Annotated in this window: 10 protein-coding genes and 2 pseudogenes; 2 read left to right on the top strand and 10 right to left on the bottom strand. The window is 64.7% G+C overall.

Features of this window, described 5'->3' with window-relative positions; genetic code table 11:
• Positions 1-103: 103 nt before the first annotated feature.
• Both HAV18_RS07500 and HAV18_RS07495 read right to left on the bottom strand, forming a co-directional pair.
• Positions 104-514, bottom strand: a complete 411-nt coding sequence (locus HAV18_RS07500) for a DUF2471 family protein (RefSeq protein ID WP_166954370.1) — start codon at positions 512-514, stop codon at positions 104-106.
• Between the two features lie 223 nt (positions 515-737).
• Positions 738-1,631, bottom strand: coding sequence for a LysR family transcriptional regulator (locus HAV18_RS07495; RefSeq protein WP_166954368.1), 894 nt, complete (start codon positions 1,629-1,631; stop codon positions 738-740).
• Between the two features lie 86 nt (positions 1,632-1,717).
• On the opposite strand from HAV18_RS07495, the gene HAV18_RS07490 reads away from it, so the two are divergent.
• The gene (locus HAV18_RS07490; protein WP_166954366.1) at positions 1,718-2,494 is read left to right on the top strand and encodes an NAD(P)H-dependent oxidoreductase; all 777 of its coding nucleotides are present in this window, start codon (positions 1,718-1,720) and stop codon (positions 2,492-2,494) included.
• Between the two features lie 100 nt (positions 2,495-2,594).
• On the opposite strand, the gene HAV18_RS07485 is transcribed toward HAV18_RS07490, so the two are convergent.
• Both HAV18_RS07485 and HAV18_RS07480 read right to left on the bottom strand, forming a co-directional pair.
• Entirely contained in the window at positions 2,595-4,484 is a 1,890-nt protein-coding gene (locus tag HAV18_RS07485) for an ATP-binding protein (RefSeq protein ID WP_166954364.1), read from the bottom strand.
• A gap of 533 nt (positions 4,485-5,017) precedes the next feature.
• Positions 5,018-5,152, bottom strand: a pseudogene (locus tag HAV18_RS07480) (muconolactone Delta-isomerase family protein); the annotation flags it as partial.
• Here HAV18_RS07480 and HAV18_RS39810 point away from each other — a divergent pair.
• A pseudogene (locus HAV18_RS39810) lies at positions 5,145-5,271 on the top strand (flavodoxin family protein); the annotation flags it as partial. The pseudogenes HAV18_RS07480 and HAV18_RS39810 overlap by 8 nt on opposite strands.
• On the opposite strand, the gene tssE reads toward HAV18_RS39810, so the two are convergent.
• The 6 genes from tssE to tssK form a co-directional block, all read right to left on the bottom strand.
• Positions 5,267-5,689 (bottom strand): type VI secretion system baseplate subunit TssE, encoded by a 423-nt coding sequence (gene tssE / locus HAV18_RS07470; RefSeq protein WP_166954362.1) that lies wholly within the window; start codon positions 5,687-5,689, stop codon positions 5,267-5,269. The pseudogene HAV18_RS39810 and the gene tssE overlap by 5 nt on opposite strands.
• Positions 5,686-8,400, bottom strand: coding sequence for a type VI secretion system ATPase TssH (gene tssH / locus HAV18_RS07465; protein ID WP_166954360.1), 2,715 nt, complete (start codon positions 8,398-8,400; stop codon positions 5,686-5,688). Before tssH ends, tssE begins: the two co-directional genes overlap by 4 nt.
• Positions 8,401-8,539: 139 nt before the next feature.
• Complete coding sequence (locus HAV18_RS07460; protein ID WP_006479553.1) at positions 8,540-9,025, bottom strand: Hcp family type VI secretion system effector; 486 nt, start codon at positions 9,023-9,025, stop codon at positions 8,540-8,542.
• Positions 9,026-9,119: 94 nt separating this feature from the next.
• Positions 9,120-10,883 carry an OmpA family protein gene (locus HAV18_RS07455; protein WP_407062408.1) on the bottom strand — a complete coding sequence of 588 codons (1,764 nt, stop codon included), beginning with the start codon at positions 10,881-10,883 and terminating at the stop codon, positions 9,120-9,122.
• Positions 10,880-11,635, bottom strand: coding sequence for a DotU family type IV/VI secretion system protein (locus tag HAV18_RS07450; RefSeq protein WP_166954358.1), 756 nt, complete (start codon positions 11,633-11,635; stop codon positions 10,880-10,882). Before HAV18_RS07450 ends, HAV18_RS07455 begins: the two co-directional genes overlap by 4 nt.
• On the bottom strand, positions 11,635-12,984 hold the full coding sequence (gene tssK, locus HAV18_RS07445; RefSeq protein ID WP_166954356.1) for a type VI secretion system baseplate subunit TssK: 1,350 nt from the start codon (positions 12,982-12,984) through the stop codon (positions 11,635-11,637). Before tssK ends, HAV18_RS07450 begins: the two co-directional genes overlap by 1 nt.
• Positions 12,985-13,251: the final 267 nt, after the last annotated feature.

Here is a 13,251-nt window from a genome sequence, read left to right as displayed (position 1 = left end):
GCTCGATGGCGCGGCTGCGCGTGGCCGCGATGGCATGCGCTTTCCCGGGATTCGGCGCTTGCGCCGGCGCGGCCTGACCGGAAGGCCGCGCCGGCCGCCGGGGTCAGTCGATCTCGACGCGCTGTGTCTCTGTCTCTTCCGCTTCGAGCATCGCCTTGACGATCAGATAGACGGCAGGCAGATCGTCGTCGTCGCGCTTCCAGTCGACGGCTTCCTCGATGTCCGCCGCGACCATTCGGCTGTCGCGCAGCCGGATGAATGCATCGACGACGGTCGGATCGTTGCGGTTCAGGAAACCGGCGTTCGAGAACGCAAGCTCCTCGACATTCAACAGCGCCTGCCAGCTCATCGTGCGGACCGCGGCCGGATGGCTGCGCCGCCGCAGGCCGAGCGCCCGCTGCGCGGGGGCGCCGACGACGCGTTGAAGATCGACGACCGCCTGCCGCGCGGCGCGCTCGAAGTGGATCGGGTTGAAACCGGGTTGCTCGGGATCGAATGCGGATGACTGGAACATGGTCGCCTCACAAAAATCCGTCCGTCGATGGGTGACGGAATTCGGGTCAAATGGTGCAAAAAGCACTGTAAATATATACAGTGTTGGAGGCGGTTTCAAGTCCCGAATGAAGAATCTTGCAGCAGGGCCGGGCGGCCCTGGCGAAGGCGACCGAAGCCGGCAATCGGGCGCCGTCCGGCAAGCCGTCCCCGCCGCCGTGGCGAATCAGGCCGCCGTCGTTGGCTTATACCGATGCCGCAATCGTCTCCCGCAGCCACCGATGCGCCGGATCGCGATGCACGCGCTCGTGCCACAGCATCGACATTTCATAGCCGGGCACGTCGACCGGCGCTTCCACGACGCGCAGCGCGGGCACGTCGCGCACCAGCCGCTCGGGCAGCATCGCGACGAGATCGGTGCTGGCGACGGCCGACATCACGAACAGGAAATGCGGCACGGACAGCACGACGCGCCGCGTGGCGCCCACTTTCGCGAGCGCTTCGTCCGTCACGCCAAAGAAGCCGCCGCCATCGGGCGACACGATCACGTGTTCGAGCGCGCCGAACTGCGCGAGCGTCGGGCGCCGCTTCAGCTTCGGATGCCCGGCGCGGCCGATCAGCACGTAGCGCTCGACGAACAGCGGCAGGCGCCGCATGCCGGCCGGCGAACCCTCGGTCGTATGGAATGCCAGATCGATGCCGCTGCGCTCCGCATCCTGCTCGATGCGCGGCGGTACGAGCTCGACGACGGCCAGCCGCGTACCGGGTGCGGCCGAACGCAGCGTGTTCAGCGCGGGCAGCACGATCGTCGATTCGCCGTAGTCGGTCGCGGCCACGCGCCACGTGTTCGTCGCGGTCGCGGGATCGAACGGCGTGGCGGGAGTCACCGCGCGTTCGATCGCTTCGATTGCGTCCCGCAACGGCTCGCGCAGCGCTTCCGCGCGCGCGGTGGGCCGCATCCCGCGCGGCCCCGGCAATAGCAGCGGATCGCCGAACAGGTCGCGCAGTTTCTGCAACTGCACGCTCACCGACGGCTGCGACATGTTCAGCTTCTCGGCCGCGCGCGTGACGTTGTGCTCGGCGAGCAGCACGTCCAGCGTGACGAGCAGGTTCAGATCGAGTCGTCTGAGATTATTCATGGCTATACCTGGAATATCAGGAATTCATTTCAAATATACCGTCGGCGGCGTCATCCTGCAGTCATTCAATCAACGGAGCGACGAACATGAATGTGCTGATCGTTTATGCCCATCCGGAACCGCGTTCGCTGAACGGCGCGCTGCGCGACTTTGCCGTCGAGCATCTCGAAGCGGCGGGTCACGACGTGCGGGTGACGGACCTGTATGCGATGAACTGGAAGGCGGCGTTCGACGCGAACGACGTGACCGATCGCGCGCCCGACGCGCGTTTCGATCCGTCGCTCGACTCGAAGCACGCGTTCGCGACGGGCACGCAAAGCGAAGACATCGCGCGCGAGCAGGACAAGCTGAGGTGGGCCGATGCGGTGATCCTGCAGTTTCCGCTGTGGTGGTTCTCGATGCCGGCGATCATGAAGGGCTGGGTCGAGCGTGTGTATGCGTACGGTTTTGCCTACGGTGTCGGCGAGCATTCCGACAGGCATTGGGGCAATCGTTATGGCGAAGGGTCGTTCGCCGGCAAGCGCGCGATGCTGATCGTCACGGCGGGCGGATGGGAGTCGCACTACAGCCCGCGCGGTATCAACGGGCCGATCGACGACGTGCTGTTTCCGATTCAGCACGGGATGCTGTATTACCCGGGTTTCGACGTGCTGCCGCCGTTCGTGATCTACCGGACGGGAAAGATGAACGAAGCGCGCTTCGACGAAACGCGCGCGGCGCTCGGCAGGCGTCTCGACGATCTGTGGACCACGCAGCCGATTCCGTTCCGGCGGCAGAACGCGGGCGACTACGAGATTCCGGCGTTGACGCTGAAGGCCGGGATCGCGCCGGAGAAGGTCGGATTCGGCGCGCACATGGAATGACTTCCGGCGGTCGGCCCGGACGATGCGCCCGCCGTTCGCGGGCGCGTCTTCGGTCCGGACGCATGAGATGCCGCGGATCGCGCCGCGGCGATGCCGACGCTCACGCTGGCGGCAGCGAGAAGGTGAAGGTCGAGCCGCGATCCGTGTTGTTGGTCGCCCATACGCGTCCGCAGTGCGATTCGATGATCGACTGGCAGATCGACAGGCCGATACCCATGCCGGCCGGCTTCGTCGTGAAGAACGCGTCGAACAGCCGGTCGATGTCTTCGTCGCGAATGCCGGTTCCGGAATCCCGCAGCGCGACCGCGACGTGGCCGTTTTGTTCCAGATGCGACGTGACGACGAGGTGGCGCACGCCATCGGGCAGGCCGGCCATCGCCTGTATTGCGTTCACGAGCAGGTTCATCAACACCTGTTGAAGCTGGATCCGGTTGCCCGAGATCGGCGGGAGGCCGGCCGCGAGGTCGACGCGCAACGCGATGCCGTGATGCGCCAATTCCCCGTTGAGCAACGCGACGGTTTCCTCGACGACGTCGTTCAATGCCAGCTCGTCGCGCTGCACGGCGGCGGAGCGCGACGTCAGGTCGCGAACCCGCTGCACGATACTGGCGGCACGCATGCTGCTGGAAATCACGCCGTCGAGGCAGGCACGCACTTCGTCGAGCTCGGGCGGATCGCGCGCGATCCAGCGCTGGGCGGTCTGCCCGAAGGTCAGTATTGCCGACAGTGGCTGGCCGACCTCATGCGCGATGGACGAGCTGAGCGCACCCAACATCGTTGCGCGCGCAACGCGCTCGAGTTCGGCACGGGTCGAGCGAATCTGGTCCTCGGCCTGTCGCGCGGCACTGACGTCCATCACCGCGCCGACGTACTGCGCGCTTTGCTGCGCGTCGTCGAGCGGATGGGCGACCAGGTGGGCATGCTTGACGGTTCCGTCGGGCATCAGCAATCGTGCATGGAAATCGAGGCAGCCTCTCGATCGGGTGGCGGCCGTCAGCGCGACCTGGAAGGCGCCGGCGTCTTCGGGATGCAGGCGGGCCGCGAACAGCGCGATGGAGGGCGTGGTCGCGGTGTCGTACTCGAGAATCCGGAATGTCTCCGCCGACCACGAAACGGCGGCGGTCGCGATATTCCAGCCGAAGCTGCCGGTGCGGCTCAGGCGTTGCACTTCGGCGAGGAATTCCTCCTCGCTGCGGCGCAGCGCCTGCTCGGCCAGTTTGCGCTGCGTGATGTCCGTGTTGCTTTCGAGGATGCCGCGCAGTTCGCCGACGGCATCGACCTGCATGGACCATCGGCTCGCGAGGACGAGTATCTTGCCGTCGCGGCTCGTATGCACGAGCTCGCCTTCCCAGTGACCGGTGCCCTTCAGGATGGCGTCGATCTCATCGAGCGGCACGGGGAAGACCGTCTTGAGCAGCGTGTGCGCATGCCGGCCGATCGCGTCGGCGCTTTTCCATCCGTACAGGGTTTCCGCAGCGCGATTCCAGTACTTGATCGTATCGTTTTCGTCGCGCACGAAGATGCTGTCGTTCGTGAGGTCCAGCAGGCGGGCCTGTTCGTGCTGGATGTGCCCGAGGACACGGATATGCCGGATCATCGCGCAGACGATGAGCGTCGTGACCAGGAACGTTGCAAGCGCGACGATGTCTTGTGTCCGGCTGACCGTCAGCGCGAAATAGGGCACCGTGAAATAGTAGTCCAGGAGGGCGCCGCCAAGCACCGCAAACAGGACGGACGACAGCAACGAGCCGAATATCGCGAGGACGACGATCACCAGCCGCAACACGAGGCTGGCGGTCGGATACTCGACATGCCACGCGAGGCATGCCCACGTGGCAGCGGCCACGGCGACGCTGCCGCCGGCGCAGAACAGGACGGCGTACATGAACTGCGCGGGCGTGACGGGCTGCCACTTCAGATACGGACGGACGCCGGACAGGACGCCACGCAATAGCGTCGCGCGAGAAGCGGGCTGGATGGTTGAGCGCATGGCAAGCGAAAGGTGGCGACCTCGGGTACGCGATTGCGGGCGGTGCTTGTTCTGTGAAGTGGGTGATCCGGGTGCGGCGCGGCGAATCGTTCGATCGGTATCCCGATCGCACGCGCGAACGGCGACCGGCCGCGGTGGAGACCGGGCCAGTCAGTTTCGCGGCGCGTGCGCTGCGGGTTGACGGGCAACGGGCAAAGTGCGACCGATTTCCGTGCCGGCACGACACGAGAGAAGTTGCCACGATGCGCCTGAATAGTCCTGAATTTGCCGCTAATTCTTCTTCGCTGGCGGGCAGGCGTCGCTGCACCGCGGCGTCGGGCGCGGATGCGGTGTGGCGGAAAGCGCAGTCTTCGTGGAGTGGGCGGCGGGGCGTCTGGATCAGGCAGGCTTGCCGGAGGCAAAGCCTTGAAACGTATTAAGGGCTGCACCGATACGTGCGCCGCGAACGCCGGCGCAATCGCATCGGAATCCCGTGGTACTTCGTCCGCCTCGGTCGAGACGATGCACCGCGAATTCCACGGCTTGTCGGTCGTTCACCGATCGTCTTCCCGAATCGAAGACGGATGCCGGCAAAGCGCCCGTACCTCGAGCTCCATATACGGAAACAGCGGCAGCTGGCTGAGCAGGTCATGCAATTGCCGCGCGCTTTCGACATCGAAAATCGTGACGGGCTGGGGCGAGCGTGTGTATGCGTACGGTTTTGCTTATGGTGTCGGCGAGTATTCGGATACGCGCTGGGGTAAACCGCAATGGCGAAGGTTCGATAGCCGGCACGCGCGCGATCATGACCGATCGACGCGCCGTTCGATGCGAAGGCGCCCCGGCGGCTCGAAGTAGGTGCCGAAACGCACGAGCCCGGTGTTCTTCAGGTGGCACGTCATCTCGAAGCTGACCAGGATGCCGGGATCGCGGTTGTCGACGATCGCGACGTCGATCGAGCGAATGCGCGGCTCGTACTTCAGCAGCGTCGCCTCCATCTGCTGTTTGAGCAGGTGCGCGGATGCGGGCAGTGCCTTGTAGATGTTCGTGAGATCGGGTAGCCCGTAGTCGGGCAGGTGCTTGAGCGCACCGGCCCGCGTATTGAGAATGCGGCGTAGGTTTTGCTGCACGCTCAGGCATTCGAGCGTCCGGTCGTCGTAGGCGCCGATCGGTTCTCCGCCGATCTGGCCGAGCAGCATGTCGTAGAGGGAGGGGCCGGCGGTCATCGGTTGTTCCATTGTGCGGTGCTGGTTTCGGCGGCCGTCGGCGCATCGACGAAGTCGATCGTCAACGTTCCTTCGGTAGCGGTCGACAGCAGGATCTTTCCTGGCGTAATGCCCGTTGCCATCCGTCCAAGCAGCTCGCGGGACACGACCGGCAGCACGCGCTGGTTCAGGAACGCGTCGACGCTGCGTGCGCCAGATTCACGCGATACGCAGTGCCGCGCGATCGATTCGATCAGATCGTCCGTGCACGCCAATGTCACAGTGTGTTGCCGATGCAGGCGTTCGGCGATCTTGTTCAGCTTGATCCGCACGATAGACGCGAGCGCCGCAGCGCCGAGCGGTCGGTAGACAAGCGTCTGAAAGCGTGCGAGCAATGCGGGCTGGAAGTGCGCGACCAACGGAGGATGAACGGCTTCGCGTAGTGCTGCGTGTGAGATCGCAGGATCCTCGGTCGTTGCGTCGTCGATTTGCGTGCTGCCGAGATTGGAAGTCATCACGATCACGCAGTTGCGGAAATCGATCTCGCGTCCCTCGCCGTCGCGCATCGTGCCGCGGTCGAACACTTGATAGAAAATGTCGAGCACGTCGCGATGCGCTTTCTCCACTTCGTCCAGCAGCACGACGCTGTACGGACGCTGACGCACGGCTTCGGTCAGCACACCGCCGCGTCCGTAACCCACGTAGCCGGGCGGCGAGCCCTTGAGTTGCGATACCGTATGCGCTTCCTGGTACTCCGACAGGTTGATCGTCGTCAATGCAGCTTCGCCGCCGAACAGCAGGTCGGCGAGTGCCAGCGCGGTTTCGGTCTTGCCGACGCCTGACGGCCCGGCGAGCAGGAACACGCCCAGCGGTGCGTGCTCGTTCTTCAGGCCGGCCTTGGCGGTACGCAGGCTCTCCGCCAGCGCACCGATCGCATCGTCCTGCGCAACCACGCGCGCGGCGAGCGTCGCTTCGAGCGCGAGCAGGCTTCGCAGTTCGTCGTCGACGAGATTGCCGACCGGCACGCCGGTCCATTCCGCGACGACGCGCGCGATGGCCTGCGCATCAACGTCCGCGGCGATCATCGGCGACTTGCCCTGAACGGTCGACAGCGCATCGATGGCATTGGAAAGGGCCGCTGGATCGGGCGCGGGGCCGGCCGCGCCGCGAACGGTGCGCAAGACGTCGACGAGTTCGCGTTCTCGCGTGTACTGGCCGAGCAGCATGTCGGCGGTGTCGCGCACGGCGTCGTGTTCCGTGTCGATCATGGCGCACCGCTCGGCGACGTCGCCGATCCCGGCACGGGAATCCGCATCGAGCGCGGCGCGTTCCAGTTCGAGTGCGGTCAGTGTCGCGCGTGCCTGCTGCAGCTCCACTGGCGGCACGTCGAGCGCCATGCGCACACGCGCGGCCGCCGTGTCGATCAGATCGACGGCCTTGTCGGGCAGCTGCCGGGCCGGAATGTAGCGGCGCGACAGCCGCACGGCCGCGACGATCGCTTCGTCGCGGATGTGGACGTCGTGATGCTTCGCATAGCGGCTTGCGAGCCCGCGCAGCATCAGGCAAGCCGTGTCGTCGTCCGGCTCGTCGACCTTGATGATCTGGAAGCGCCGTTCGAGCGCGGCGTCGCGTTCGAAATATTCCTTGTACTCGGCCCACGTGGTTGCCGCGATCGTGCGCAACTCGCCGCGCGCGAGCGCTGGCTTGAGCAGGTTGGCCGCATCGGCACCGCCCACCGCGTTGCCCGCACCGATCAGCGTATGCGCTTCGTCGATGAACAGCAGGATAGGTGTCGCCGATGTCCGCACCTCGTCGATCACGTTCTTAAGTCGTTGCTCGAATTCGCCCTTCACGCCTGCGCCGGCCTGCAGCAAGCCGAGGTCGAGTGTCAGGATGCGCGTGTCGCGGATCGTTTCCGGCACGCTGCCTTCGACCACGCGCAATGCGAGCCCCTCGACTAGCGCGGTCTTGCCGACACCCGGCTCGCCGACCAGGATCGGGTTGTTCTTGCGGCGGCGCGCCAGCACGTCGATCATCTGCCGGATCTCCCGATCGCGTCCGAAGACGGGGTCGATCTCGCCACGGCGGGCCTTTTCGGTCAGGTCGAGCGCAAAGCGCGCGAGTGCGTTGTCGTCGGTGGCGCGAGACGGTGCCTGTCGGGCGTGACGATCGATGGAGGCTTCCGTCGCTGCATTGCCGGTGTGACCGACGGCTGGCGGCGTTTTCGGCGGCAACGTCATTTCATCGGACGCGTTCTCGGATGAACGTCGCCCGATCCGGGGCAGCACGCGTCGGATCTGCGCGCTTGACACCGACAAGAGCGGCCACGCACGTTGCGTGCGCAAGACGTGCGGCGCGTCGACGATCGCCTGCAGCAGATGGCCCGAGCGAATGGTGCCGTCGGAATCGTCCGACATCGCATGCGTCCACGCATCCTCGATCACCGTGGCGAGCTGCCGTGACAGCGCCGGCATGCCGCGCAACGTGCGTGGCATGCGGTTGATCACGTCGATCAACGCATCCCAAACCGCATCGATATCGAGATCGTAGTGGCGCAGGATCGCCGGAATGTCGCCGTCGTCCGCTTCGATCAGTTTCAGCACCCAGTGCTCGACCGCGATCTCGTCCGCGAGCCGGGTTTGGCAAAGGCTTGCTGCGGCTTCGAGCGCGCGTGTGCAATGGGGATTGAGGCGGCGAATGAGATGGGAGGCGTCCCGGAGAGGCGGCGTCATGTCGATAGCGGATCAGGAAGGGAGGAGGGCGTGCGTCGGGCGATGCACATGCGAACCTAGGGGGGCGATTGCGAATGGGCGATCGGCGGAGCGGAACCCGGCGCACGAGCGTGCCGGATTCCACCAGTCGGTCAGCGCATCAGGAACGTTCGTTCCACGTGTCCTTGTGGATAATGTTGCCGTCCTTGTACGACCACGTGATCGTCTCGTAGCGCAGTTCGACGTCTTCGAGATGGTTGTGTTTCTCGTAGTCGGGGTTCTTGATGTCGAGCATCTTCGGCTTCACGGCGACGATCTTCACGTTGTCGAGCTTCGTGTTGAAGTACTCCTTCTCCTTGCCCGCGTCGTCGATCTTGTACCACTTGATCTCGACCGACTTCAGCGTCTGGCCGCTCGTCACCGCCTTGTACAAATACGGCGTCGACGCGTCCGTCTCTTTCGTCAGCGTGATCGGCTTGTGCACGCGCGTGCCGGTGAGCTTGCCCGTGTTGCCGTCGGTCGGAATGTGCACGCCGTGATCGAACGCGACCAGTTCGACGCTGCCTTCGCGATCCTGGACGGTCACCGAACCCTTGATGTCCGCACCGCCGTCGTCCTTGAGCCACATGTAGGCCGGAATTGCCATTTTTTCACTCCTTCTTCTTCGTACTGCGAATTGCCGGAACCGGATTCCGGCGCTGACAAACCCGGGGCGGATTCCCCGGGAACCAAAACGCGTGTTACATCGCGGTGCGGATCGAAGCGGCCGGCGTCGGCATATCGGGCACTAGCGTGATTTCGACCCGGCGATTTTTCGCCCGTCCTTCCGGCGTGGCGTTGTCCGCGACCGGTCGCGTATCGCCGTAGCCCTGAATCGCGAATTGCGTCGTCGGCAAACCCGACGCATCGACGAGCCAGTCGCGCACGGCAGTCGCTCGGTCGATCGACAGTTTCAAGTTGTGGTCGGGGCGGCCCTGGTCGTCCGCATAGCCGGCGACGAGCACGCGCTTGCCGGGATGCGCCTTGATCAACTCAAGCGCATCGACCATCGCGCGCGTGGTGCCAGGCTTCAGTTGCGCTTTGCCGCTGTCGAACAGCGACATGCTGTCCAGCGTGATGACGGCGGGAGGCGGCGCGGGCGGTTCGTAGGAGGCGATCGTTTCGTCGAGCAACGGTAGCAGTTGAGCGCCGCGATACGTGCCGAACGACAGTCGGAGCGGAACGCCGATGCGGGCATACCGGTCGAGTTGGTCACGATCCGACGAAAGGGCTTTGAGCGCGTCGCGCTTTGCGGCGTCCTGCTTGGCGGGGAGTCGGTTGTAGCGCTCGATGTGTTCGCCGATTCGGGTCATCAGCGTTTCGTTGTTTTTCGCGGCGCCGCAGATGGCGGCGGTGGCTGTGCAAGCAATGATCGCGGCGACATGCGCGACTGCGGTGAGGCGTGGTGATCGCCGCGACCGGCGTGGCATCGCGTCGATCAACGGCTGCGGCACCGGCCATGGGGAGGGCGATGCAGGCAGCGCGGCCGGAGCGATACCGATGCGCGATCGGACGTCACGTTCCCATGGCTTGCCGGGGCCCGTCGCGGGACCATGGTCGATCCAGCCGGCGCCGAACAACGGCCAGGACGACGCAGGCTGGCGTCGATCCGTGAGCGTGTCGAATACGGTACGGCGAGTCCATCCGATCATTGATCCGATCCCAGCGGCGCGAGCCGCGGCCGCGCGGCTTCCGTCGGCATGGAGGGCATCGGACTCGGCTGCGTCGATCGCGGAGTCGAAACGGTGCATGTCCGTGATCGGTGAGCCTGCCGATACGCCATACCACTGGGCCGCCGGCTCTGTTGAAACGGCCGTATCGGAAAGTCGCTGATAGATCGCGACGTAGCCCGGCAGCGACGCGCCAAGCATGCGCGACGTGTCTGCAACGGCCTGCCGGATCACGCGTAGGGTCTGCGACAGCACATCGTCGTTCGCATGAAGTACCGGCGCGACCGACAGCACGACGCAATCGGGTGCCTGACCGTCCCGCCACTGGCGGACGGCGACGGCAAGGCGGGGAAGATCCTGGGGACGATCGGCCCGCAACCAGATTGCGCCGTCGCCGACGTGAACGAACTGCGATCGCGACGCGTCGCGATCGAACAAGGCGGGCAAGCCGTCCCCTGTGACGAGGGCGAGCGGCATCCTGGTGCGCAGCGCGACGGGCAGGTCGGCGGTCGCCGCGCCGAGTTGCGCAATCACGTGCACGTTTCGTTCGCGTGCGTGCGTCAATCTGCGTGAATGCAACCAGACGATCAGCGCCGAAAGCGCGACGACGATCGCAATCAATCCCCACATGACGCCGTGGTCGACGGGCAAAACCCATCCGATGACGGCAAGCGCCAGTGTGGCCGATACCATCACGACCGCGCGCAGTGGGTAGCCGAGGCCCGACAGGGCCCCGCGGGCGGCATCGGAGTCGGCGCGTGTTGCCACCGGTGGGAGAACAGTATCGGAAGTCACGGCCGCTTCGCTTTTTGGACGAGCTGTGCCAGTTCCGCGTCGAGGATGCGATCCCACGCGAACCACACGCATATCGCGATCACGCATGCCATGGCTGCAATCGCCCACGGCGACAGGCCTCTGAGCCGGTCTATCAGCCGCGTGTTCGAGCGATCGATGACGAACCCTGGCCGCACGGCCGGTCGCAACTGATCGATCCGCGCGACCAGTGCAGCGACTACGGCCTGACGTTGCGCTTCGCGTTCGTTGGCATCCGCTGACAGGCCCGAGCGGGCCGCATAACGGCCACGAAATCCGAGGCCGAGCACGGCCGCATAGCATTCGAGCAGGTCGACGTTCGGCGCGGGTTCGCGCATCCGGTGCTCGAGGCGCTCGTAGATGCGGGTTCCCGCATCGTGAGTGCCGAAGCGCTCGACCTGTAGCGGTTTGGACTCCCAGTTCCCTTTGTCCGATGCGGGAAGGTAACGCAATGCCGCTTCATCGATCAGCCCGCATTGCGCGAGGACGGCGTCGTCCCGGATATCGGTGGCAATTCCTTGCGCATCGAGTGCCGTCGCGAACTGCGCGATGAGCCGGACGCACTGCTGACGCAGGTTCTCCTGGCTGTCGACCTGCCCACCGTTCGACAGATGGGTGACGAGCAGCGCCGTATCGCGCAGCAGCGCCCGCATTGAGGGTCCGGGCAAGCGGCCGGATGATGGCTCCCGCGCCAGCAGCGCGGATTCGTGACGAGTGGAGACGATGGCATTCATCAGCGCAGCACCGCATAGAGTTCGATCGATGCGTCCGGAATCGACGCGGGCAGGTAGATCTGGCACGCGCGTGCGGCGAGCATCCGCGCATGCGCGGCGTCATGCGCATCGAGCGCGAAATAGTGGTTGTCCAGCCGGACCGGAATGGCGCCGGGCACGCGCTGCACGGCCTTGAGTGGAATGCCGGCCACCGCGGAATTGACGATGTGCTCGACGTCGTCCGGCGCGCCGATCTTGCACAGGCGCGGAAACTGTTCGACGAGTTCGAATGCCGGCAGCGCGGCGTTGACGGACAGGTACCAGTCCGTCGCGCCTTCGACGATGCGCTCGTCGCGGAACTGGCCGGCCCAGGTTGTGGGCGTCGTGTGCGAAAGCCCGATCGACACGACGCGCGACGGGATGATCGTGTCCAGCAAATCGCGGATCAGCGATTCGAGAGTCGCGAAGACGTCATGTGCAGCGGCGTGATCGTAAGGCGGGATGTCGGTCAGCGACACGCGTGTCGAGAACGTGGTCAACGATCCCGCCAACTGCGCGAGTACCTGATACAGGTGATCCGTGGGCTGCGCCGGATGCGACGCGAGGAAGCGCAGTTGCGGCCACGCTTGATGAATGCAGTGCAGGAGCCAGAAGAGCTGGACGTCGGCGACGCCGTATTCAGCCACCTGCTCGATCCGTTCGCTGCGGCGCGCACCGAGGAGCGCGCTCTTGGCGGCGAGGATATCCGCAAGCCGCCGGATGCGCTCGATATGCAGTGCATGACCCGACAGCGACAGACAGGGCGGCACATATCCGCGATCGATCTGGAACTGGCCGCTCGTCGTGCGTGTCAGGCGGGCTATCGCGCATGCCGTATCGTCGGCGTGCGATTCGTAGCCATACAGCAACCGGACCGCGTGGCGCTCGGCGGCGATTTCGGTTTCCGCCGTGCCGTTCAGATCCATCACCTTCACGAATTCCCGGTATGCCCGTCGCGGCCGGGCCAGCGCCGTTTCGTCGAAACGGCAGTTGCTGCCGTTCGCATCGGGCAGCGCGAGTACGGCGAGTACATCGACTGTCTGGATATTGGCTGGAATGTCGCCGACGAGGTCGCGAGCGGGCGGCAGCGTGTCGGTGACGGTCGTGTCGACCGGCGTGCCATCCGGGAAGCGCAGTCGCAGCCGTGTGAGCTTCAGGCGGCCGGAGGCCAGTGCTTCTTCGTCGATGTCGACGTTCAGCGTACCCCAAGGCGATACGGCGATGGCCGACGCCAACTGTTGCAGCGCGAACCCGTTCCAGCGGTCCTGCTGCTGGAAATGCTGCTGCGTAAGAATCAGCCCTTCATGCCAGAGCGGCTTTTCGATCCGCATGGTGTGGTCTATATCGATTAGGAATTATGAGGCGCCGATTCTAACCGTCGTTTTCTGATTTCGTATACCCCGGTATTTATCGAATGGTTGACAATTGTGTCATTGATATCGAGATGTGGGTGTGATTTATTTCGAGATTGTGTGATCGAGCGATGTTCTCCAATGAATGGGTGGGTGGTGCGTGATTTTAATGGGATTGATGTGATTGGTGAATTTTAATTTATCTCATTGGAATCAACGGTTTGTGTGATGTTTTTGGTTGTTTTT

The organism is Burkholderia sp. D-99 (assembly GCF_011605345.1).
In the GTDB taxonomy this organism is placed as follows: domain Bacteria; phylum Pseudomonadota; class Gammaproteobacteria; order Burkholderiales; family Burkholderiaceae; genus Burkholderia.
Note: the sequence above shows the minus strand (reverse complement) of the source record. Positions and strands in the feature narration are given on the sequence as shown.

What these genes read in the sequence shown, in the direction of transcription:
- HAV18_RS07500 (WP_166954370.1), bottom strand. Translation starts at nt 514, where the DNA reads ATGTTCCAGTCATCCGCATTCGATCCCGAGCAACCCGGTTTCAACCCG.
- HAV18_RS07495 (WP_166954368.1), bottom strand. Translation starts at nt 1,631, where the DNA reads ATGAATAATCTCAGACGACTCGATCTGAACCTGCTCGTCACGCTGGAC.
- HAV18_RS07490 (WP_166954366.1), top strand. Translation starts at nt 1,718, where the DNA reads ATGAATGTGCTGATCGTTTATGCCCATCCGGAACCGCGTTCGCTGAAC.
- HAV18_RS07485 (WP_166954364.1), bottom strand. Translation starts at nt 4,484, where the DNA reads ATGCGCTCAACCATCCAGCCCGCTTCTCGCGCGACGCTATTGCGTGGC.
- tssE (WP_166954362.1), bottom strand. Translation starts at nt 5,689, where the DNA reads ATGACCGCCGGCCCCTCCCTCTACGACATGCTGCTCGGCCAGATCGGC.
- tssH (WP_166954360.1), bottom strand. Translation starts at nt 8,400, where the DNA reads ATGACGCCGCCTCTCCGGGACGCCTCCCATCTCATTCGCCGCCTCAAT.
- HAV18_RS07460 (WP_006479553.1), bottom strand. Translation starts at nt 9,025, where the DNA reads ATGGCAATTCCGGCCTACATGTGGCTCAAGGACGACGGCGGTGCGGAC.
- HAV18_RS07450 (WP_166954358.1), bottom strand. Translation starts at nt 11,635, where the DNA reads ATGAATGCCATCGTCTCCACTCGTCACGAATCCGCGCTGCTGGCGCGG.
- tssK (WP_166954356.1), bottom strand. Translation starts at nt 12,984, where the DNA reads ATGCGGATCGAAAAGCCGCTCTGGCATGAAGGGCTGATTCTTACGCAG.